Origin of the sequence: Ensifer canadensis (assembly GCF_017488845.2) — a bacterium.
Lineage (GTDB): Bacteria > Pseudomonadota > Alphaproteobacteria > Rhizobiales > Rhizobiaceae > Ensifer > Ensifer canadensis.
Genome location: NZ_CP083370.1, coordinates 1048705 through 1070721 on the forward strand (window position 1 = coordinate 1048705; position 22017 = coordinate 1070721).

General features: G+C 61.4%; 19 protein-coding genes. 4 read left to right on the top strand and 15 right to left on the bottom strand.

Features of this window, described 5'->3' with window-relative positions:
- The first annotated feature begins 11 nt into the window (after positions 1 to 11).
- Positions 12 to 698: an ABC transporter ATP-binding protein gene (locus J3R84_RS05085; RefSeq protein WP_025426602.1), complete on the top strand. Its 687-nt coding sequence runs from the start codon at positions 12 to 14 to the stop codon at positions 696 to 698.
- A 63-nt stretch (positions 699 to 761) separates the two neighbouring features.
- On the opposite strand, the gene J3R84_RS05090 is transcribed toward J3R84_RS05085, so the two are convergent.
- The 3 genes from J3R84_RS05090 to J3R84_RS05100 form a co-directional block, all read right to left on the bottom strand.
- On the bottom strand, positions 762 to 1229 hold the full coding sequence (locus J3R84_RS05090; protein WP_025426603.1) for a DUF5680 domain-containing protein: 468 nt from the start codon (positions 1227 to 1229) through the stop codon (positions 762 to 764).
- A gap of 80 nt (positions 1230 to 1309) precedes the next feature.
- A complete protein-coding gene (locus J3R84_RS05095; RefSeq protein WP_025426604.1) occupies positions 1310 to 1879 on the bottom strand; it encodes a hypothetical protein in 570 nt (189 codons plus the stop codon).
- 73 nt (positions 1880 to 1952) lie between these two features.
- Positions 1953 to 2414 (bottom strand): hypothetical protein, encoded by a 462-nt coding sequence (locus J3R84_RS05100; protein ID WP_162174733.1) that lies wholly within the window; start codon positions 2412 to 2414, stop codon positions 1953 to 1955.
- On the opposite strand from J3R84_RS05100, the gene dnaE reads away from it, so the two are divergent.
- A complete protein-coding gene (gene dnaE, locus J3R84_RS05105; protein ID WP_057211420.1) occupies positions 2340 to 5837 on the top strand; it encodes a DNA polymerase III subunit alpha in 3498 nt (1165 codons plus the stop codon). The two genes, J3R84_RS05100 and dnaE, sit on opposite strands and share 75 nt — an antisense overlap.
- 100 nt (positions 5838 to 5937) lie before the next feature.
- Here the strand turns inward: dnaE and J3R84_RS05110 are convergent, their stop codons facing one another.
- The 4 genes from J3R84_RS05110 to J3R84_RS05125 all read right to left on the bottom strand — a co-directional run bounded on the left by J3R84_RS05110 (position 5938) and on the right by J3R84_RS05125 (position 9725).
- Entirely contained in the window at positions 5938 to 7170 is a 1233-nt protein-coding gene (locus tag J3R84_RS05110) for a L,D-transpeptidase family protein (protein ID WP_057211517.1), read from the bottom strand.
- Positions 7171 to 7353: 183 nt separating this feature from the next.
- On the bottom strand, positions 7354 to 8646 hold the full coding sequence (locus tag J3R84_RS05115; RefSeq protein WP_057211418.1) for a DNA polymerase IV: 1293 nt from the start codon (positions 8644 to 8646) through the stop codon (positions 7354 to 7356).
- A gap of 162 nt (positions 8647 to 8808) precedes the next feature.
- Positions 8809 to 9450, bottom strand: coding sequence for a hypothetical protein (locus J3R84_RS05120; protein ID WP_081788849.1), 642 nt, complete (start codon positions 9448 to 9450; stop codon positions 8809 to 8811).
- A gap of 2 nt (positions 9451 to 9452) precedes the next feature.
- On the bottom strand, positions 9453 to 9725 hold the full coding sequence (locus J3R84_RS05125; RefSeq protein WP_025426609.1) for a DUF3572 domain-containing protein: 273 nt from the start codon (positions 9723 to 9725) through the stop codon (positions 9453 to 9455).
- Between the two features lie 156 nt (positions 9726 to 9881).
- Between J3R84_RS05125 and J3R84_RS05130 the strand changes: the two genes are divergently transcribed.
- Positions 9882 to 10253: a response regulator gene (locus tag J3R84_RS05130; protein WP_025426610.1), complete on the top strand. Its 372-nt coding sequence runs from the start codon at positions 9882 to 9884 to the stop codon at positions 10251 to 10253.
- Between the two features lie 17 nt (positions 10254 to 10270).
- Positions 10271 to 11638 carry a PleD family two-component system response regulator gene (locus tag J3R84_RS05135; RefSeq protein WP_025426611.1) on the top strand — a complete coding sequence of 456 codons (1368 nt, stop codon included), beginning with the start codon at positions 10271 to 10273 and terminating at the stop codon, positions 11636 to 11638.
- Positions 11639 to 12181: 543 nt separating this feature from the next.
- On the opposite strand, the gene rpmG is transcribed toward J3R84_RS05135, so the two are convergent.
- The 8 genes from rpmG to plsY form a co-directional block, all read right to left on the bottom strand.
- A complete protein-coding gene (gene rpmG, locus J3R84_RS05140; RefSeq protein WP_007626161.1) occupies positions 12182 to 12349 on the bottom strand; it encodes a 50S ribosomal protein L33 in 168 nt (55 codons plus the stop codon).
- 93 nt (positions 12350 to 12442) lie between these two features.
- Entirely contained in the window at positions 12443 to 13627 is a 1185-nt protein-coding gene (locus tag J3R84_RS05145) for an MFS transporter (RefSeq protein ID WP_025426612.1), read from the bottom strand.
- 13 nt (positions 13628 to 13640) lie between these two features.
- Positions 13641 to 14345, bottom strand: a complete 705-nt coding sequence (locus J3R84_RS05150) for an NUDIX hydrolase (protein ID WP_025426613.1) — start codon at positions 14343 to 14345, stop codon at positions 13641 to 13643.
- Positions 14342 to 14803 (bottom strand): DUF983 domain-containing protein, encoded by a 462-nt coding sequence (locus tag J3R84_RS05155; RefSeq protein WP_107027590.1) that lies wholly within the window; start codon positions 14801 to 14803, stop codon positions 14342 to 14344. The genes J3R84_RS05150 and J3R84_RS05155 overlap by 4 nt, the downstream gene beginning before the upstream one ends.
- Before the next feature lie 141 nt (positions 14804 to 14944).
- Positions 14945 to 17314, bottom strand: a complete 2370-nt coding sequence (gene rnr / locus J3R84_RS05160; protein WP_025426615.1) for a ribonuclease R — start codon at positions 17312 to 17314, stop codon at positions 14945 to 14947.
- A 2-nt stretch (positions 17315 to 17316) separates the two neighbouring features.
- Positions 17317 to 19986 carry a type I DNA topoisomerase gene (gene topA / locus J3R84_RS05165; protein ID WP_203527280.1) on the bottom strand — a complete coding sequence of 890 codons (2670 nt, stop codon included), beginning with the start codon at positions 19984 to 19986 and terminating at the stop codon, positions 17317 to 17319.
- 266 nt (positions 19987 to 20252) lie between these two features.
- On the bottom strand, positions 20253 to 21404 hold the full coding sequence (gene dprA, locus J3R84_RS05170) for a DNA-processing protein DprA (RefSeq protein WP_203527278.1): 1152 nt from the start codon (positions 21402 to 21404) through the stop codon (positions 20253 to 20255).
- Entirely contained in the window at positions 21404 to 22015 is a 612-nt protein-coding gene (gene plsY / locus J3R84_RS05175; RefSeq protein ID WP_025426617.1) for a glycerol-3-phosphate 1-O-acyltransferase PlsY, read from the bottom strand. The genes dprA and plsY overlap by 1 nt, the downstream gene beginning before the upstream one ends.
- Between the last annotated feature and the right edge of the window lie 2 nt (positions 22016 to 22017).

Consider the following 22017-nt stretch of genomic DNA (forward strand, 5'->3'; position numbering starts at 1 on the left):
ACATCATCTGAATGAATGCGCGCGTGGCACTGCAGCTTTCGGGCATCGAGCGTAATTACGGGCAGGGGGACACCTTCCTCTCGATCCTCAAGGGCGCGGACTTCACGCTGAAAAGCGGCGAGACCGTTGCGCTTGTGGCGCCGTCAGGCACTGGCAAGTCGACGCTTCTGCATGTTGCGGGCCTGCTGGAGCGGCCGGATGGCGGAAAGGTCGTGGTCAACGGCGTGACCTGCGACGGTCTCAACGACGACAGGCGCACCGCTATCCGTCGCAACGAGATCGGTTTCGTCTACCAGTTCCATCATCTGCTTCCGGAGTTCACCGCTCTCGAAAACATCATGATGCCGCAGCTGATCGCCGGCCTTGGCAAGGCTGAGGCCGCCGAGCGTGCGCGGGCGCTGCTCGACTACATGCGTATCGGCCACCGCGCCGATCACCGCCCGTCGGAGCTTTCAGGCGGCGAACAGCAGCGCGTGGCGATCGCCCGCGCCGTTGCCAATGCTCCCTTGGTATTGCTGGCCGATGAGCCGACCGGCAATCTCGATCCGGAAACTGCGGGATACGTCTTCGAAGCGCTCGAAGCATTGGCTCGCCAGTCCGGTCTTGCAGCCCTGATCGCCACGCACAATCACGAGCTGGCATCGCTTATGGACCGGCGGGTGACGATCGAGGACGGCAAGGTCGTCGAGCTGAAATAACGCTCGCGTCAAAGCCCGTTTCCAATGGAGCGCGCGATATCAATGTGATGCGAAACCTTTAGTTTAAGGCACGATGAGGCCACCTCGATAGTCGAGTTCGTAGGCTTCGTCGCCGTCGACAAAGATGACTTCACGTCCGGAAAAGTGCCCGGTGTCGCCGCGGCTGTTGTCGATGTAGTAGCCGTAGGCGTGGCGATATTCCATTCCACCGAGAAAGTGCCGCTTCTCGCGATACATGGTATCGAGCGCGGCTTTGATGACGATGCCGGCGCGTTCCGCATCGATCAGATCGGGCCGGATGACGCGGCCGAAATAATTCATGGCCCAGCGGGTGTCGTCCTCGAACCAGACGGTTTCCTGTCCTGCGAAATCGGTCCCACCGAAGTAACTGTCGAGATACCGCCACCGGTCGCGTTGGTAGCCGATATCGCGCGAGCCCGCGCGCGATGGCGGGCTTGTTATCCCGCCACCGACATATGTCTTCGATTTGGCTTCCACGATGAAGTCTTTGAGCTGCTCGATGCTGGCCATGAGAACACCTTGTTTGTTCCCTGGCAGCATGCCGCGACATTCCGTCGATGTAAAGAACAAAAAGGGAACAAATAGCTCGATTAGATGCCGCAGGCGTGCTGGCCGCGGTCGTCGTTCCAGTCATCGAGAAGCACAAGCTCGCCTTTGGCGCTGACGGGCTTGTCGTTCGATTTGCCCTTGCCCGTCAGCACATTCAGGTCGCAGTGCGAGGTATTGTCGAGATTGAGCGTGTCATAGGACGAGTAGGTGTAGCCGCCGACGACAAAGTCGAAATTGCGATAGGCGATCGTCAGCTTCTGTTCCCAACGGTCACGCCCGACCGAATCGTTGTGGGTGGTAATCACCAGCGAACCATTCGGAAGCGCCGTGACGGACGGTGCCTGGCCGGCCATGCCGTATTGCCCCCAGACCTTGTTCGGAACGGCCGACTTGAGCGCCAGCGGGCCGTCTTCGCCGGCGAGATAGATATAGACGGCATTGTTCTCGTCTGTCCCGTCATCGGGCTTCACCAGCAGCGCCAGATCGCCAGCACCATTCTTGTCCCAGTCGCCTGTCGCGGCCGGGACAATGCGGCCGGGATCAATCGCCTCGGCGGCAAGGGCGAGGGAAGGAAGCAGAAAAACGAGAGGCAGGGTCAGGCGTGCAGTCATGTCGTTGTGCTCCGTGTGGTTGGTCCAGTCATAGGCGCGATGGACGGAGCGCTCAAGGTTTCGGTTAATTACCTCAAACGCTCTTTGTTGATGCGGTTAACCATGCGCGGTGGAAAGCGGGCGGTGTGCTCAACAGCGATTGACGAGAGAACAAAAAAAGAACAAAGTGGATACATAACGGAAAAGGAGCCATGTTATGACTGATTTTGTTCGTGACCTCGCCGCCTTCACATCGATGGGCCTGTTTGTCGCCAGCGTTGCCTTCATCGCTCTCGGACTTTGATCCCTGGGCATACTCAAGATGCTGCGCGACCCCGATGCGGGGTCGCTCGATATTATCCCGGCACAGCACCCCCGACACCAGCACCGTTGAAAAGAACGCCGGCCCACGATGCAAAACTGGACATGGCGGGTGATAAACGGGATATCCTGACACCCTGACAGGAATCAGGATGTAGAGATGGCGGATCACGGCAGCGGGGAACGGAACGATCAGACGACTGCGGATCCGCAGTTCGTGCATTTGCGTGTTCACTCGGCTTTTTCGCTGCTCGAAGGCGCACTGCCTTTGAAGAAGGTGATCGGCAAGGCTGTGGCCGATGCTCAGCCGGCGATCGGTATCGCCGACACCAACAATCTTTTCGCAGCCCTTGAATTTTCCCAGAAGGCGGCCGAGGACGGCCTGCAGCCGCTGACCGGCTGTCAGTTGTCGATCGACATGGAAGACGACGGTGACGGCGAACGTCGCAGCCATGCCCAGCAGCTCGCCAAGCTGCCGGCCATCGTCCTGATCGCCGCGACGGACGACGGCTACACACGACTGGTCGATCTGGTAAGCCGCGCCTATCTCGGCGGCGAAGGCAGCCAGGTCACGAGGATCACGCGGTCGTGGCTCGTGGAGGCCGGCACCGACGGGCTGATCGCCCTTTCGGGCGCAGGCGGCGGCCCGATCGACATGGCGGTGAAATCCGGCTCGACGGCCTTGGCCGAGGCACGCCTGGAAGCCCTAAAGGATCTCTTCGGCGATCGGCTCTATATCGAGCTGCAACGGCACGGAAACTTTGACCGCCGACATGAAAGCCGGATGATCGATCTGGCGTACAAGTTCGATGTGCCTCTGGTTGCGACCAACGAGGCGTTCTTTCCCTCGCCATCCGACTATGACGCGCACGACGCGCTGATGGCGGTCGCTCACAACGCCATGGTTTCCGACGACAGTCGGTTCCGGTTGACGCCGGATCATTATCTCAAGAGCCGGAAGGAAATGGCGGCACTTTTTGCCGACCTGCCCGAGGCGCTCGAAAATACCATCGAGATCGCGCGGCGCTGCTCGTTCATGCTGAAGACGCGCGGGCCGATCCTGCCACGCTTCACCGGCGCCTCGGACGATCCGGAGGAGGCCGAGCGTGCCGAGTCCAGCGAGTTGCGCCGGCAGGCGGAAGAGGGGCTCGACGATCGGTTGCGCAAGCTCGGCATGGCGCCCGGCTATACAGAGGAAGAGTACCGCGAGCGGTTGGCGTTCGAACTCAGCGTCATCGAGCGCATGAAGTTCCCCGGCTACTTCCTGATCGTTGCCGACTTCATCAAATGGGCCAAGCAGCAGGACATCCCCGTCGGCCCGGGACGCGGTTCGGGCGCGGGCTCGCTCGTCGCCTATGCGCTGACGATCACCGATGTCGACCCGATGCGGTTCTCACTGCTGTTCGAACGCTTCCTCAATCCGGAACGCGTATCGATGCCCGACTTCGACATCGACTTCTGTCAGGACCGGCGCGAAGAAGTCATTCGCTACGTCCAGGCGAAATACGGCCGCGAGCAGGTGGCCCAGATCATCACCTTCGGTTCGCTTCAGGCGCGCGCGGCGCTGCGCGACGTCGGCCGCGTGCTCGAGATGCCCTATGGCCAGGTCGACAAGATCTGCAAGCTCGTGCCCAACAATCCGGCCAACCCGACGCCGCTGTCAAAGGCGATCGAGGAAGAACCGCGCCTGCAGGAAGAGGCGGAAAAGGAACCCGTCGTCGCCCGTCTTCTCGACATCGCGCAGAAGATCGAGGGTCTCTATCGCCATGCCTCGACCCACGCAGCCGGTATCGTGATCGGCGACCGGCCGCTGTCAAAGCTCGTGCCGATGTATCGCGATCCGCGTTCCGATATGCCGGTGACGCAGTTCAACATGAAATGGGTCGAGCAGGCCGGCCTGGTAAAATTCGACTTCCTCGGCCTGAAAACGCTGACCGTGCTGAAGGTCGCCGTCGACTTCGTCAAGCTGCGCGGCATCGAGGTCGATCTCGCCAGCATTCCGCTCGACGACGAGAAGACCTACGAGATGCTGTCGCGCGGCGAGACGGTCGGCGTGTTCCAGGTGGAAAGTGCCGGCATGCGCAAGGCGCTGATCGGTATGCGGCCAGACTGCATCGAGGACATTATTGCGCTGGTGGCGCTTTATCGTCCGGGCCCGATGGAGAATATCCCGGTCTACAACGCCCGCAAGCACGGCGAAGAAGAGATCGAATCGATCCATCCGAAGATCGACCATCTGCTCAAGGAAACGCAGGGCGTTATCGTCTACCAGGAGCAGGTGATGCAGATCGCCCAGGTCCTGTCGGGCTATTCGCTCGGCGAAGCCGACCTTCTGCGTCGCGCCATGGGCAAGAAGATCAAGGAGGAAATGGACAAGCAGCGCGCCCGTTTCGTCGACGGCGCGGTCAAGAACGAGGTATCGAAGCCGCAGGCCGATCTGATCTTCGATCTTCTCGCCAAGTTCGCCAACTACGGCTTCAACAAGTCGCACGCTGCCGCCTACGCCATCGTCTCCTATCAGACGGCCTATATGAAGGCGCACTATCCGGTCGAGTTCCTGGCGGCGTCGATGACGCTCGATATGGCCAACACGGAGAAGGTCAACGACTTCCGTCAGGATGCCGGGCGCCTCGGCATCCAGGTGATTGCGCCGTCGGTCCAGTCCTCCTTCCGGCATTTCCAGACCGGCGACAAGCGCATCTACTACTCATTGGCCGCCATCAAGGGTGTCGGCGAATCGGCAGTCGAGCATATCGTTGCCGTTCGCGGCGACCGCGAGTTTGCGAGCCTTGAGGATTTCTGCCTGAGGATCGACCCGAAGCTGCTCAACCGGCGTGTGTTCGAAAGCCTGATCGCGGCCGGCGCCTTCGATTGCTTCGGTTACGACCGTGCCGAGCTGGTCGGCGGTCTCGATCGCATCCTCGGCTTTGCCCAGCGCGCGCAGGAAAACAAGACGAGCGGACAGAGCGATATGTTCGGTGCGGGGGCCGCGACCGGACCGGAACGGATCTCGCTTCCCACCTACACGCCGTGGCTCGCCTCAGAAAAGCTGCACCGCGAGTTTCAGGTGCTGGGCTTCTATCTCTCGGCCCATCCGCTCGACACCTACAACCCGCTGCTCGCCAAGATGCGCGTCCAGACCTTCGGCGATTTCGCCGGAGCGGTGAAGAAGGGCGCAACGGCGGGACGTCTCGCCGGCACCGTTACCTCCAGACAGGAGCGCAAGACCCGAACCGGCAACAAGATGGGCATCATCGCTTTCTCGGATTCGTCCGGTCAGTTCGAGGCCGTGCTGTTTTCGGAAATGCTGCACCAGTATCGCGACCTGCTTGAGCCCGGCAAATCGCTGGTGATGACGGTTCAGGCGGAGGAGCGGCCGGAAGGCATCGGCCTTCGCATCCAGACCCTGCGCTCGCTCGAGGAAGAATCGCTGCAGATGCAGAAGGCGCTGCGCGTTTATGTGCGCGATTCAGGACCACTGAAGTCGATCGCCGCCCATTTGAATGCGAGGGGCGAGGGTCTCGTTTCCTTCATCGTCATCAAGGATAACGGCCAGCGCGAGATCGAGGTCGAACTCAACGAGAAGTTCAGGATTTCGCCGGAGATTGCCGCAGCACTTCGCTCGGCTCCGGGTGTGGTCGACGTTGAACTCGTCTGACCGCGCTGCATGATTGCTTGAGCCGGCGGCGTATAAAGATACGGAACGTCAGGCGCGGCTGCAGCGCAGCTTTTGAGTATCGGATCGACTGCGCAGGGCATCAGCCCCGCGGGGATGCGCGGGTGATTGTGATGAAATCGGTCCCGTCGCCGGTTTCGAGCCCGCTCTCCATGTCCGAAATCGACAGCGACGAACCGTCTGCAAGCAGGCCGCCGATCCGTTCGCGGACGTCGTCGGAGACCGTCAGGCGCCCGAGCGTGCGCTGGACGGCATTGAAGGCTGATGCGTCGGCGTCGGCGGCGATCCCGAGGCGCTTCTTCACCGATGACGGCAGATGGTTTTCGAGCGGTACGCCGTACCACTTGCCTTCGCTCTTTCCCTCGTCAATCTCTTGAAATTGCAGGAAATGCGTGCCGAGCGCCTGCTCCGGCTTGTCGATCGTGACGCCTGCCTCGAAAATCGGCTTGAAACCCTGGCGGACAAGGATCACCCCGTTGGGGGGAACGTCGCGGCCCGCTTTCCTGAAGATCGCCTCAGTCAGCTCCGGCGTCAGCTTGCCATCGACGGTCGATCCCTCGGCAGTCTGGAACGCGTTGATGGCGGCGGTCGTGTCCGGGCCGATGTGGCCGTCCGGCACGCCGGCGACATAGCCGAGTTGGTTCAGCGCCGACTGGACTGCACGCTTGATATCGCGCTCGCCGCGTCGGGTGATCAGCATGCGGATCGGCTCGCGGTCTTCTGCTTTGATGACTGAGTTGGCGGTCGATGCCTCGGTCATCGCCACTTCGACCGGCATGGTCTCGGTCTGGCTGATCGCCGGGCGGAGGGGCACATCCGACAGCGGTGCGGGGTTCTCGCCGGGCGCCGGGTTGCGCTGGAAGAGCACGGCGCTCGACACTTCGGTGGGGCTGACCTGCCGATCGGTTATCAGGACATGCACGCCGCGCGACGTCATCTTGAAGAGGCTGGCGGCAAACTTGCTCGGCAGGCGCACGCAACCGTGCGAAGCCGGATAGGCCGGCACGTGATTGGAGCCATGCAGCGCAATGCCTGACCAGGTCAGTCGCTGCATGAAGGGCATCGGCGCATTCGAATAGATGTTGGATTTGTGGTGACGGCGTTTTTCAAGGATCGAGAAGATGCCCGTCGGTGTGGAATGGCCGGCCTTGCCGGTAGAGACTGCCGACGTTGCGATCACCGCGTCGCCGTCATAGACGACGAGGGATTGCTGGTTCTTCGAAACGATGATCTGCAGCGGTGCGTTGCTGCCGGCAAAGCCGACCGCAGGCGAAAACAAGAAGACGACGACGCTGGCCGTGAGAGCGAAACGCAATACCATACACTCATCCCAACACGTAAACTGGCCGACAAGCTTACGCTGAAATCTTTAAAGAATTTGTCCCGATCGACCTACAGCGCCGCGCGTCTTATTAGACGCGCAAAGGTCGCTGTAGCACTTTGAATTGCTGCATGTTTTTATCCTTGCAGGATACGTCAAGCCGCCGCCGATAACGCACTAGTGATCGCGCTTGCGGCTGCCAAAGGTGTAGCCGGTTTCGACGCTGGCCTTGCCGAACTTGTCGCGCAGCTTGTTGATGGCGTCCTCGGCGGCGGCACGACGGGTTGCGGCTGGATCGACCAGATCGGGGGGATCTGCGAGATCGGGGCTGGAAAGATCGCTGACTCCGATGCCGATCAGCCGGTACTTCGTGCCGTCAACTTCCTTCTCCAGAAGCTGCAGCCCGGTGCGGAAGATACGGTCTGCGAGCCGCGTCGGACTGTCGAGGCGGCGGTTGCGAGTCCTGGTCTTGAAGTCGGCAGTCTTCAGCTTCAAAACGACGGTCTGGCCGGCGAGTTCGGATTTACGCAGGCGGTGGGCGACCTGTTCGCTCAGCCGACGCAGATGCGTGACGAGATCGTCGTAGCGGGCGAGATCGTCGTTGAATGTCGTCTCTGACGATACGCTTTTCGCCTCGCCGTCGATCTCGACCGTTCTTTCGTCGAGGCCGCGCGACAGGCGGTAGAGCCTCTGGCCCATGGTGCCGTAGCGGCGCATGAGGTCGGCTTCCTCCATCGTCTGAAGCTGACCGATCGTGCGAATGCCATCGCGCTCCAGCGTGGCGGCGAACGCCTTGCCGACGCCCCAGATCAAGGTCACCGGCCTTTCTCTCAGGAATTCGAGCGCCTCGGCCTGGCCGATTACCGAGAAGCCGCGAGGCTTCTGCAGATCGGAGGCAACCTTGGCGAGGAACTTGCAGTAGGAAAGGCCGACGGAGACGGTAATGCCGATCTCCTGTTCGACACGGCGGGCAAAGCGGGCGAGGGTGCGCGCGGGGGGATCGTGGTGCAGCCGTTGGGTGCCGCTGAGCTCCAGGAAGGCCTCATCGATGGAGAGCGGCTGCACCAGCGGTGTCAGCTCCTGCATCAACGTGCGGACCTCGCGGCCGACGCGAACGTATTTTTCCATCTCGGGCTTGATCACGACCGCCTGCGGGCAGGCCTCAAGCGCCTTAAACATCGGCATTGCCGAGCGCACGCCGTGAATGCGGGCGATGTAACAAGCCGTCGAGACGACGCCGCGCTTGCCGCCGCCGATAATCACTGGCTTGTCGGCAAGCTCCGGATTGTCCCGCTTCTCGACGGAGGCGTAAAACGCATCACAGTCGATATGGGCTAGAGTCAGGTCGTAGAGCTCGGCATGACGCAACAGACGGGGGCTGCCGCAGGCAAGGCAGCGTCGCGCCGTCGCGGTCTGTTCCCTGAGGCAGTCACGGCAGAAGCCTGGAGTTTGAGAACCACTGTCGAGCATATCTGGAACAAATGTTGAACATTGGGACTTTACGCTCTACGCTAACGAGTCTCAAGGGAGGCCGCGTTGGAAATTGCCTTGCATGTCAGGTTGCCGACGCCAAGCCGCTGGTCGGATTTTGCGCGTCGTCTTGCAGGTCTCGATCTGCTGGTCCGGGTGCCGCTATCGCTGGAAATGCGCGCGAATGGCATTCGCAGCGTCGACCCAGTCGCTAGCAATGTGAACGCAGTCCGCCGGTTGAGGCGCGAGCGCCCGAAACTCGGCGTTCGCCATCAGATTGATCAGCAGGCAGGATGGCGCGTGCTCCTGCACCGATTGCAGGTTGCGCGCGATATCGTCGATGAAAACAACGGGAAGCGCCCGTCCGGCATGCAGGCGCTGAACGATCGGCCCTTTGGGTTCCTCGGATGCGAGCAGTGGATAGGGAAGATCGAGCCGGTCGAGCAGAGCACGACGCGCGGCCGCATGGCGCGGTGGCATGGCCGTCAGGAAGACGATGTCAGCCTGCTTGGACAATTCACGGAGAGTCTCGACAACGCCGGCAGTCGGCGTCTGCCAGCGATCCTGCGTGGCGTAGAAGGCATCGAGCATGTCCTTGACGTCAGCCTCGCTCGCTGCCCGCTCCGTTGCGCGATGGATGATGTTGCCGGTCAGCCGGAAGGAGCGCGGCAAGAGGACGTGGTCGCGGCTTTCGAGAAAGGACCGGAATGGATCCAGGAATTCGAGCACGACTTCATCGATGTCGCTGATAACAAGCGGGCGGTTGCTAAGGCGGATTTCATCTTCGAAGACGGTGTTGCTCAAGCTCAGCTGTCCTGCAGATCGGCGGCGCCGGAAAGCTTCTCATGCGCACGCACGACATCCTGCGGGGCTGTCCCTGTTGCATCGCAGAAAGCGATCAACGTTGGTTCGTGGTCCATAAGAAAGGCGATGAGCCCACCCATGCAGCCCGGCTCGCCGATCGCGTTGCGCAGGGAGGACGGGTCCGTGCCGGTCAGCGCCAGAAATCGGGACAGCAGGTCCGGCTCGCCGGCAAGCCAGGAGAGAATGTCGATGGCGATTTCGTCGGCGCTCTTCAATGTCTTGGCCTCCTACTGTTTTTACGCCCGGAATTACCTATTTTTCAACCAAATAGGTTTATCGGTGAACTTGAGGAAATGGGTCGAGTCGTTGGTTCTGCAACTTAGATGTCTTGAGAAGACTTGCAAGAAGACGACGGACAGCAAGGGATCGACATGCCCAAACAGGTAATGATTGTTGAGGATAACGAGCTGAACATGAAGCTCTTCCGAGACCTGATTGAGGCTTCCGGCTACGCGACGATCCAGACGCGCAACGGTATGGAGGCGCTCGAGCTGGCGCGGAAGTATCGCCCCGATCTGATTTTGATGGACATTCAGCTGCCGGAGGTCTCCGGGCTCGAAGTCACGAAGTGGTTGAAGGAAGACGATGAGTTGCACGTCATCCCGGTGATCGCCGTGACTGCCTTCGCCATGAAGGGCGACGAGGAACGTATCCGTCAGGGCGGATGCGAAGCCTATGTTTCAAAACCGATTTCTGTGCCAAAGTTTATTGAGACGATCAAGACCTACCTTGGCGATGCCTAACTGGCGGGAAAATTGATATGACTGCGCGCATTCTTGTTGTCGATGACGTGCCTGCCAACGTTAAGCTTCTCGAAGCGCGTCTGCTCGCTGAGTATTTCGATGTGCTGACGGCGGGTGATGGCCATACGGCGCTGACGCTCTGCGAGACGACACCGGTCGACCTGGTGCTTCTCGACATCATGATGCCCGGCATCGACGGCTTCGAGGTCTGCGAACGTCTGAAGGCCAATGCACGCACAGCACATATTCCCGTCGTCATGGTGACGGCACTCGACCAGCCGTCCGATCGGGTTCGCGGGTTAAAGGCCGGCGCCGACGATTTCTTGACGAAGCCGGTCAACGATCTTCAGTTGATGTCGCGGGTGAAGAGCCTCGTCCGCCTGAAGAACGTCAGCGACGAATTGCGGCTGCGGGCCCAGACGGCGCAGACTATCGGCCTGCAGGAACTGGCCCGTCAGGACCGTCCGGACGAGCCGGGCAATATCCTCCTGGTCGATGGCCGCGGCTCCTCTCAGGAGCGGCTGCAGCGCACGCTCAAGCCGATTGCCGATGTCTCTGTTATCTCCGACCCGCAGGCGGCGCTGTTCGAGGCGGCCGAGAACAATTTCGACCTCGTCATCGTCAACGCCAACTTCGACGATTACGATCCCTTGCGATTGTGCTCGCAGTTGCGATCGCTGGAGCGCACACGTTTCATTCCGATCCTGCTGATCACGGAGCAGGGCAATGACGAGATGATCGTGCGTGCGCTCGATCTCGGTATTACCGACTACATCATCCGGCCGGTTGATCCCAATGAGCTTGTTGCCCGCTCGTTGACCCAGATCAGGCGCAAGCATTGCAACGACATGCTGAGAAAGAGCGTGCAGCAGACGATCGAGCTGGCGGTCACCGATGGCCTGACAGGGCTGCACAACCGCCGCTATCTCGACAATCATCTGAAGCTGCTGCTCGATCGTGCGGGAGCACGCGGTCGCCCGTTGTCGATCTGCATGACCGACATCGATCGGTTCAAGCAGGTCAACGACACCTATGGTCACGATGTTGGTGATGAGGTGTTGCGCGAATTTGCCAACCGCATCCGCTCCACCGTCCGCGGCGCCGATCTGGCCTGCCGCTTTGGCGGCGAAGAGTTCGTCGTGGTCATGCCCGACACACCGCCGGAGATGGCGGCCGCCGTTGCCGAGCGGTTGCGGCATATCATCGAGAGTCAGCCATTCTCGATACCGCATGCGGACGGCGCGCTGGTCATCACCGCGTCCATGGGCATTGCCGGCCTGAAACTGGAAGGCGACACGACAGAAGCTTTGCTGAAGCGCGCAGATATGGCGCTCTACCAGGCGAAGAACGAGGGTCGCAACAGAGTGGTGGCGGCTGCAGCCTGACGGAAAGAACCGAGCCTGTCACCACCTGCTGGTGGCTTGATGAAATTCCGGATCCCTCTTGCGATATGCCTTTAAAGTTGTATTCACCGCCGCAACGATGCTACCGAGGGGTTTGGTAGCGGCGGCGCGCAAGCATTTACATGTGCCGATGTGATACGGAATTAACCATGCGCCGAGCGACACCGCTTCGCGCATTAAGAATTCATTGATTTTTTTCTATTTTCAGGTGATGCTGATAAATGCGGGGGCATAGCTTCCATCAGCTTCGGTTACCCCATGATGCTCAGGTCCGCCGCATCTCCTGGGTCGTGGGGTCGGTCGGTTGGCTTTTGACACCTGCGGAATCCTCGTGCCGCGGTCAGTAGCCAGCCGACCCCCATTCAAAGCGCTGTTCCGGAAGGGACAGCGCTTTTTGATTCTTGCCTGTGCGCACACGCAGGCGGGACGGCCTCCGAACAGTCGGCGGCCGCTTCTTGGCGCACCAACGGAAAGGGGCGCCAAACCTTGCGGTTGGCGCCCCTTGATCCCACGAAACGTCAGATCTTACTTGATCTTGGTTTCCTTGAACTCGACGTGCTTTCTGGCGACCGGATCATACTTGGTCTTGGTCATCTTGTCCGTCATCGTACGGCTGTTCTTGGTCGTGACGTAGAAGAAACCCGTGTCGGCTGTCGACAGCAACTTGATCTTGATGGTGGTGGCTTTTGCCATGGTCGTCCTGCCTTTATGAAATTGAAAGCCGTGGACAACCGGTTGCGGGCCACGGGCAAGGTTGGCGCGAAACTACAAATCGCGGCCGAAAAGTCAAGACCGTTTTGGATTCAAAACGATCCTTACAACCGAAAGCGCGACGTAAAGGCCGAAAAACCCGGCAATCGCCCAGGCAAAACCGTTGTTGCCAGCCACATCCATCGATGCGCCGATCACCTGCGGCCCGGCCACCGTGCCGACCGCATAGGAGAAAACGAACGCCGCATTGGCCGCGGCAAGGTCGGAGCCCTGCAGGCGCGAGCCGAGATGGCTGAGGCCGACCGTGTAGAGACCAGAGACGCAGCCCCCCCAGAACAACAGAATGATCGCCATCAGGAACCAGCTTTCCACCAGCATCGGCAGACAGAGGGCGCCAATGAGGCCGATAACGGTCATGGCCGTCAGCAATGTGCGCTTATCCTTGATCTGGTCTGACAGCATGCCGAGCGGAATCTGGAAGATGAAATTGCCGATGCCCATCACGGTCAGCAGCAGCGCCGCCTGTGATTCGGTGAACCCCGATCGTGTCCCGTAGACCGTAAAGAGCGACAACCCGCCCGATTCGACCGCGCCGAAGATGAAGACGGCGGCGGTCGCGGTCGGCACCAGGAAGATGTAGCGCATGAAATGGCGGTCGGGCTTTTCGTCGATGACAGGGCTCTCGTCCCGCGCGAGGAAGATTGGCACGGCCGCGAGCAGAATGACACCGGCGCCGACCACGAAGGGCAAGACACCCTCGCTGCCGAGGATCGAGAAGAGCAGCGGCCCGCTCAGGAAGCCGAGGGATAGAACCGTGCCGTAGATGCCGAGGACGAAGCCCCGTTTCGCTGGCGGGGCGGTGGCGTTGATCCAGAATTCGGAGAGGATGAAGAGTACGGTAATGGCGCCATGGAAGACGACCCGCAGCGGAAACCAGAGCCAGAAGTTGGTAATGTAGTAAAAGCCGAAGGCGCTGATTGCGGCGAGCAGGACGGCCCAGAGCATCGTCGGCGCAACACCGTGGCGATGGGCGAATTTGGTCGTGAAGGAAGCCGCGACCATGGAGGCCACGCCGGCCATCGCCGAATTGAGACCAATCAGCGTCGACGAGATGCCGCGGTTCTCCATGATGCTCGAAAGCAGCGGTAGGCCGAGGCCGATGGCGATGCCGACGGCGCTGATGGCGGAGACCGCCGCGATCAGCGACGGCCAGTGAATTTCCTCAACCGGTGCTGGGCACCCGGGCGTCGGCTGTGACATGCGACGGTGGTCCTTAGAGAAGCGTGCGGATGAGCCGCCCACGGCGCGCGAAATAGAAGGGCACGGAGCGCTCATAGGGTAGCGTCGGGTCCGTGTTAAGGCCGCTTCTCAAATCCGAAAGGATGATTGCGGTTATCTCCGGTATCCGGAGCGAGGGGAGGTCGTTGACATCGATCCACTGCAAATCCTGGAGCTCCCGGCTTTCCAGAACCCGTGATGTATCGACTTCGGCTTCGTCCGCGAAGATCGCGAAGAAGCGTGTATCGAACCGCCTCGAGTGTCCCGGAGGAGTAATGGCCCGAGCCATATAGCGCAAGTTTGCGAGATCTGGAAGAAAGGGCAGTGGCGCTTCCGCCTTTGCATGCGGCGTGCCCAAGGGAACACCGGCTTCCTCGTAGAGTTCTCGGAGCGCCGCCAGCGCCAGTGCTCTTGCACGAGAGTCGCTTACGGGTGCCCCCCGGACGCTTTTCAGCGCCTGCAGGACGGCGGGGTTGAGATCACTGGAGAACGCGAGGCGATGGTCGGTCGGGTCTCGGCGCCCGCCGGGAAAGACATAGAGATCGGGCATGAAGACATGCGCACTGCTGCGCCGGCCCATCAGCACGCGTACGCCGTCGCCGGAGCGGTCGAGCAGCATGATCGACGCTGCGTCACGCGGCCTTGCGCGCCGCTCAGGCGTGTCGGGGGCCAAGGTGACGCTTTCGCGTCCTGACGTCATGCGGAGGGATCTCGCACAGGCAGGACGTCCTCGGGCGTGTCCTCCTGTCCACCGAAGCCGTGCATCCTCAGCGCCCATTGCAGGCCGATGACAGCGCCCTTGATCGGCTGCAGCAGCGCAAGCGAACTGATCAGCGTAATCGGCGTCCAGATGGCAAGGTGCTGCCACGTCGTCAGCGGCAGGATCAAGTCGGTCATCATGTAGCCGCCAAGCACCAGATGGCCGACGATGGTGACGACGATATAGGGTGGAAAGTCGTCGGCGCGCTGGTGGTCCATACGCTCGCCGCAGGCCGCGCAGGCATCGACGGCTTTGACATAGCTGCGGAAGAGCTTGCCGCTGCCACAGGCCGGGCACGTGCCGAAAAAGCCGCGACGCATGGATCGACCGACGGGACGTTCATCGGCTGCATGACCACCGAGGTGAAGCGTTTCCTTGTCCGTTGCCATCATCTGCATTCTCTCCTTGTCGAAGCCGCCGGCCACATGTCGTGGCCTAAAGCGCATCGCGATCTTTCAGATCCGCTTGCTGCGCTTTAAGCTCTTGTTTTTGCGCATGCCGTCATCGCAAAAGCGATGAACACTTTTGCGCGACATGCTCTAGCGCTTTCCGCGCGGCGGTCGTGTACCCGGCGTCTTGCGCGGGCTCGAGCGATCACGACGCCCCGATTTGTGGAAGGAGCGCGTGGCGGTCGGCATTTTCCGTCCTTCGCTGATCATCTCGAAGCGAAGCGCGCCGGCAAGCGGTACGGCTTCGACCAATTTGACCTGCACCTGATCGCCGAGACGAAAGCCGAGACCGGTCTTTTCGCCGGAAAGGGCCTGATGCGCTTCATCATAGATGAAGTAGTCTCGTCCGAGCGTAGATATAGGTACGAACCCGTTGGCGCCATAGGCCGGCAGGGTGACAAAAAGTCCCGCCTTGGTGACGCCGGCAACACGGCCTTCGAATTCCTCGCCGATGCGGCCGTTCAGATGATGGGCGATCAGCCGGTCGACAGTATCGCGCTCGGCGGCCATGGCCCGGCGCTCGAAGGTCGAGATCTCAGCGGCGATATCGTCGAGCACCGCCTCTTCCTGCGGCGTGAGACCGCCTTCGCCAAGACCGAGCGAGGCGACCAGCGCTCGGTGCACGATCAGATCGGCGTAGCGCCGGATCGGCGAAGTGAAATGCGCATATTTCAACAGGTTGAGGCCGAAATGGCCGATGTTCTCAGGGCTGTAGATCGCCTGGCTCTGGGAGCGCAGCACCATCTCGTTGACCATGGTTTCGAACGGCTTGCCTTCGGCCTTGGACAGGATGCCGTTGAAGTGGTTCGAGCGCATGTTGCCGCCCTTGACCAGCGCGATGTCGAGCGTGGCCAGGAACTCGCGCAGGCTCTCCTGCTTGGCCAGCGACGGCTGGTCGTGCACCCGGTAGATCAGCACCTGGCGCTTCTGCTCGAGCGTCTCGGCGGCGGCGACGTTCGCCTGGATCATCATTTCTTCGATCAGCTTGTGCGCGTCGAGGCGGTCCGGCACGAAGACGCGATCGACGGTGCCGTCGGGCTTCAAGATGATCTTGCGCTCGGGCATGTTCAACTCGAGCGGCTGGCGGCGGTCACGACCGCGCGTGAGCGTGCGATAGGCCTCCCACAGCGGCTTCAGGATCGTGTCGAGGATCGGGCCGGTCTTGTCGTCGGGATTGCCGTCAATGGCGGCCTGGGCCTGCTGGTAGGAAAGCTTGGCCGCGCTCTTCATCATGATGCGATGGAAGGTGTGGCCCGCCTTGCGGCCCTCCTTGGAAAAGCGCATGCGCACGGCGAGCGCCGGCCGGTCGACGCCTTCCTTGAGCGAGCAGAGGTCGTTGGAGATCCGCTCCGGCAGCATCGGAACGACTCGGTCCGGGAAATAGACCGAGTTGCCGCGCTTCAACGCTTCGAGGTCAAGTGCCGATTTCGGCCGGACGTACCAGGAGACGTCGGCAATCGCGACGGTGACGATGACGCCGCCCGGATTGTCCTCCGACGGGTCCGGCTCCGCGTGAACAGCATCGTCGTGGTCCTTCGCATCGGCCGGGTCGATGGTGATCAGCGGCAGCGAGCGCCAGTCTTCCCGATGCGCCATGGTGGCCGGGCCGGCGTCTTCCGCTTCGTTCAGAGCGCGTTCCGGAAAGACGTGCGGGATGCCGTGGGCATAGATGGCGATCATCGAGATCGCCTTTTCCGAAGCGACCGAACCGACGACGTTTTGAACCTGAGCGCGCGGCAGGCCGTAGCGGCCAAGGCGCGTCAGTTGGACTTCGATGAGATCGCCGTCCTTGGCGTCGCCGACGAAGTCCGGATCAACAAGGATTTCCTCGCCGCGCTTTTCGATCGGCATCAGGCGCCCGCCGCCACCCGGCGTGGCGCGGAAGACGCCGAGGACGGCGTCCCGGCGCTTATCGAGCACCTTGATGATGCGTGCGGTATAGGCTGGGCCGCCACGGTCCTTGGCCGGGAAGATCTTTGCAAGCACGCGGTCGCCGAGGCCGCCGACCGGCGTCTTACCCTTGTCCTTGCCGACAGTCGACTGCTTGATCAGCACTGCCGGTGCGACGCCATCGTCATCCAGCCATTCGGCCGGGCGGCCGATCAGTTCGCCGTCAACGTCGCGCATGGTGATATCGAGCACGGTAACCGGGGGAAGGGCGCCCGGACGCACGAGCGACTTGCGCTTCTTCTCGACCAGCCCGTCTGCTTCCAACGAACGCAGCAGCGCCTTGAGTTCGACGCGCGTGTCGCCCTTGAGACCGAATGCTTTGGCAATTTCTCGCTTGGAGGCGCGTTCCGGATTCTCGGCGATGAAGCGCATCAGCACATCGCGCGGGGGAACCGCACCGTGGATGATCGAGGTTTTCTCCGACGCCGGCGCGGCCTTTGCCGCGCGGCCCTCTTTCCTGCCGGAGCCTTTTCCGGATCTTTCGGTCGGGTCGCGCGGTATTCTGGTCAAGGTCAGTCCTTCTTGGCCTTCGCGGCCGTCTTTGGTTTTGCCTTGGCAGGCGCCTTGGCCTTGGTCGTCTTCTTGGTGGCGCCGTCTGTCGCAGCCTTGGAAGACTTCGTCGTCTTTGCCTTCGTCGCCTTGCCCTTGCCGGTGCCGCTCTTGGCTGCACGCTCGGCAATGAGGGCGAGCGCCTCTTCGACCGTTACCGATTGCGGATCCTTGCCTTGCGGCAAGGTCGCGTTGATCTTGCCCCAGTTGACATAGGGCCCGTAGCGGCCGTCGCGGACGGTGATTGCGCCGCCTTCCGTATGGTCGCCCAGTTCCTTCAGCGCGACCGCGGCGCCACGGCCACGACCGGCACCGGCCTTGGATTGCTTGTCGGCAATCACGGAAACGGCGCGGTTCAGACCGATCGAGAAGACGTCTTCGATCGATTCGAGGTTCGCATAGGTGCCGTCATGCAGCACGAAGGGTCCGTAGCGGCCAAGACCCGACGAGATCATCTTGCCGGTTTCGGGGTGCGCGCCGATATCGCGCGGCAGCGAGAGCAGGGCGACGGCCTTCTCATGGTCGATGGAGGATGGCGTCCAGCCCTTGGGCAGGCTCGAACGCTTGGCTTCCTTGCCGTCGCCGCGCTGGACATAGGGACCGAAACGGCCGCTGCGCAGCGTGATTTCCTCGCCGGTGTGCGGATCCTTGCCGAGCGCCTGCGGCTCGTTCGAGACCGAAGCCTCGGCATCGCTGTTGCCGTCGGACGAAAGCTGGCGGGTGAAGTTGCACTCGGGGTAGTTCGAGCAGCCGACGAAGGCGCCGTACTTGCCGAGTTTCAGCGACAGCTTGCCGGTGCCGCAAACCTGGCAGATGCGCGGATCGCTGCCGTCTTCGCGCTTGGGGAACACCAGCGGTGCCAGTTCCTCGTTCAGCGCGTCGAGCACGTTGGTTACGCGCAGTTCCTTGGTTTCCTCGATCTGCGCGAAGAAATCCTTCCAGAAGTCGCGAAGAACGTCCTTCCAGTTGACCTCGCCAGCCGAGACCTGGTCGAGCTTTTCTTCGAGCGACGCCGTGAAGTCGTACCCGACGTAGCGCGTGAAGAAGCTTTCGAGAAACGCCGTGACGAGCCGTCCCTTGGCCTGGGGCACGAGCTTGCGCTTGTCGTTGGTGATGTAGTCGCGGTCGAGCAGCGTCGTTACCGTCGCGGCATAGGTCGATGGACGGCCGATGCCGAGCTCTTCCATCTTCTTGATCAGCGTTGCTTCCGAGTAGCGCGGCGGCGGCTCGGTGAAATGCTGCGAAGCATTGATCTTCTTCTTTGCCAGGCTTTCGCGCGCGTTGATCTCCGGCAGGCGACCATCTTCGTCGCCGTCATCGGTCTGCTCGCCGTCTTCCTTGGCGTCCGTATAGGCGGCGATGAAGCCGTCGAAACGAATGACCGAACCGGTGGCGCGCAGGCCAGCCTTGTTGCCACCGTTATCGGCGGTAATCTCGGCGGTCGTACGTTCGATCTCGGCAGACGCCATCTGGCTGGCGATGCCGCGCTTCCAGACAAGATCGTAAAGCTTCAGCATATCGCCGTCGAGGAAGCGGCGGACCTGGTCGGGCGTCCGGTTGAAGTCGGTCGGGCGAATGGCCTCGTGCGCTTCCTGGGCGTTTTTCGCCTTGGTAGAGTAGAGGCGTGGCTTTTCCGGCAGGTAGCGGTTGCCGAACTGGCTGCCGATCGCCTCACGTGCGGCCTCGATCGATTCGGGCGCCATCTGCACACCGTCGGTACGCATGTAGGTGATCAGACCGACGGTTTCGCCGCCGATATCAACACCTTCATAGAGCTTCTGCGCAACCTGCATGGTGCGGGAGGCGGAGAAGCCGAGCTTCGATGACGCAGCCTGCTGTAGCGTCGAAGTGGTGAATGGCGGCGAGGGGTTCCGCTTGACCGGCTTTGCCTCGATGCTGTCGACGACATAGGTTGCGCCATCGAGCAGGGTCTTTAGCCGGTTGGCTTCCTCGCCGTTGCCGACCGCACGTGGAGCCAGTCGCTTTCCGTCCGCCGAAACGAGCCGTGCCTCGAACTCGTCACCGCGCGGCGTCTTCAAGAGCGCCGACAGGTTCCAGTATTCTTCGGAGATGAACCGTTCGATTTCCGCTTCGCGATCGCAGACCAGCCGCAGCGTGACGGACTGAACGCGGCCGGCAGAGCGGGCGCCGGGGAGCTTACGCCAAAGTACCGGCGACAGGTTGAAGCCGACGAGATAGTCGAGTGCACGGCGCGCCAGATACGCATCAACAAGCGGAATATCGAGGTCACGCGGATGGGCGATCGCGTCAAGCACGGCCTTCTTGGTGATGGCGTTGAAGGCCACACGCTTGACCGGCTTGTCACCCAACACCTTTTTCTTCCTGAGAAGATCGAGCACATGCCAGGAGATCGCTTCGCCTTCGCGATCCGGGTCGGTCGCGAGGATGAGGCCGTCCGCTGCCTTCACGGCATCGGCAATATCCTTCATGCGTTTGGCCGACGCGGCGTCGACCTCCCAGGACATCTCAAAATCTTCGTCAGGACGAACCGAGCCGTCCTTGGCAGGCAGATCCCGCACATGGCCGAACGAGGCAAGAACCTTGTAGCCTGGGCCGAGGTACTTGTTGATCGTCTTTGCCTTCGAAGGCGATTCCACCACTACAACATTCATCGTCATTTTTCTGAGACAACCGGGTTTGGTCCTGCGTCAGCGCGGTTTGCACTGAGCATCGCCGAATATCGATGCCCCGAAATGGACAGGGATTCGAGCGGGGTCAAGGGGTTTCATTCAAAATAGCGACAGGGCTGCGTTATGCAGCCATTGCGAGAATAGATAATTATATCTCTTTCCGATTGAGTCGCTCGTGTTTTCTTCGTATCTGCGAATGTGCTTTTGTGTTGCCGGTTGCCGACTGGATCGTGCGCAAACAAGAAGTTTTATTGCTCCGCATTGAGCGACACCAGTCCGCCAGCATGGCGGCTGAGGCGTCCGGCAAGGTCAAGCTCGAGCAGCACGAGGTAGACTTCCGCTGCAGGCTGTCCAGTGTGGCGGATGACATCGTCGATTTCGGCCGGTGTCGGGCCGAGCGCGTCGATGATCGTTGCCCGGTCGCCGTCAGCGAGCGGCACCGGCTGTCTCGACGGGGCTGCATGGCCGGGCTCTTCGGCCCCTGCCGCCAAGGGCAGCCTGTATTGGCTGAGAGGCGCAAGGGCGTCGAGAACATCGTCCGACGTCGTCGTGACGATCGCGCCCTGTTTGAGCAGACCATTGGTTCCGTGGCAGCGTGGGTCGAGCGGCGAGCCGGGAACGGCAAATACCAGTCGGCCGAAATCGGCGGCGTAGCGGGCCGTGATCAGTGAGCCCGAGCGGTTGGCTGCCTCGACGATCGCCACGCCGAGACTGATGCCGGCGATCAGACGGTTGCGCCTCGGGAAATCGCGAGCCCGCGGCTCCCAGCCGAACGGCATTTCGCTCACGGCCAGGCCCTGGCCTGACATGATATCGTTGAGCAGCCCGACATTTTCCGGTGGATAGGGTCGGTCGATACCGCCCGCAAGCACCGCGATCGTTCCGCTTTCCAGGCTTGCTCGATGGGCGGCGGTGTCGATGCCGCGCGCCAGCCCTGACGTGATCACATAACCGGCACGACCGGCATCGCGCGCGATCATCGCTGCGAACTTGGCACCGCTGACCGAGGCGTTGCGCGAGCCGACGATGCCGAGAGACGATCGTGCCGCGGCGTCGAGGTTGCCTTTGACCGCCAGAAGCGGTGGAGCGCCATCGATCTGGCGAAGGGCGAAAGGATAATTTGGTTCGCCGATACCGACGAAGGTCGCGCCGAAGCGGTGCGCTATTTCGAGCTCCCGTTCCGCTTCGGCGATAGTGGCGACGCGGAACGTCCGCGCCCCGGCGCCGCGCCGCGATAGTTCGGGCAAGGCGTCAAGTGCGGCGTCAGCCGTGCCGAAGTGATTGATGAGATCGCGGAACGTTACGGGGCCGACATTATCGCTGCGGATCAGCCGCAGCCAGGAAATCTTCTGTCGTTCGGTCAGTGCAACTCCGGTTCGCTTTGCACTGACGTTCAACATTATCCCTTGTCTCCGATCCTGCTTTCGGTGCCCGCGATGAGCCGCTGGATATTGGCGCGATGTTTCACCCATGTAATCAGGGTCATGACCGCAAACAGCAGGGCGACTTTCTCGTGTCCTGTCAGGTAGAGTACAACCGGAATGACTGCAGTTGCAACCAGCGCCGATAGCGAAGAGTAACGGCTAATTTTCGCCATCGCCAGCCAGATCGCCGCAAAGACGAGAACCATCCAGGGCACGAGGCCCAGCAGCACGCCGATATAGGTAGCGACGCCCTTGCCGCCCTTGAAGCCGAGCCAGACCGGGTAGAGATGGCCGAGGAAGGCGGCAAGACCTGCGGCGATACCGGCTTCGACACCCCAAAGCGATGCGATAGCGGCTGCCGCCGTGCCTTTCAGGGCGTCAAGCAGCAGGGTTGCCGCGGCAAGCTTCTTGTTGCCGGTTCGCAGGACATTGGTGGCGCCGATATTGCCCGAGCCGATCTTGCGAACGTCACCGAGGCCGGCCATGCGGGTCAGGATCAGCCCGAAGGGGATCGAGCCGAGCAGATAGCCGAAGGCAAGGCTCAAGGCTGTCGAAGGCAGTCCAAGCTGCCAGGAAAAAAGATCCACCG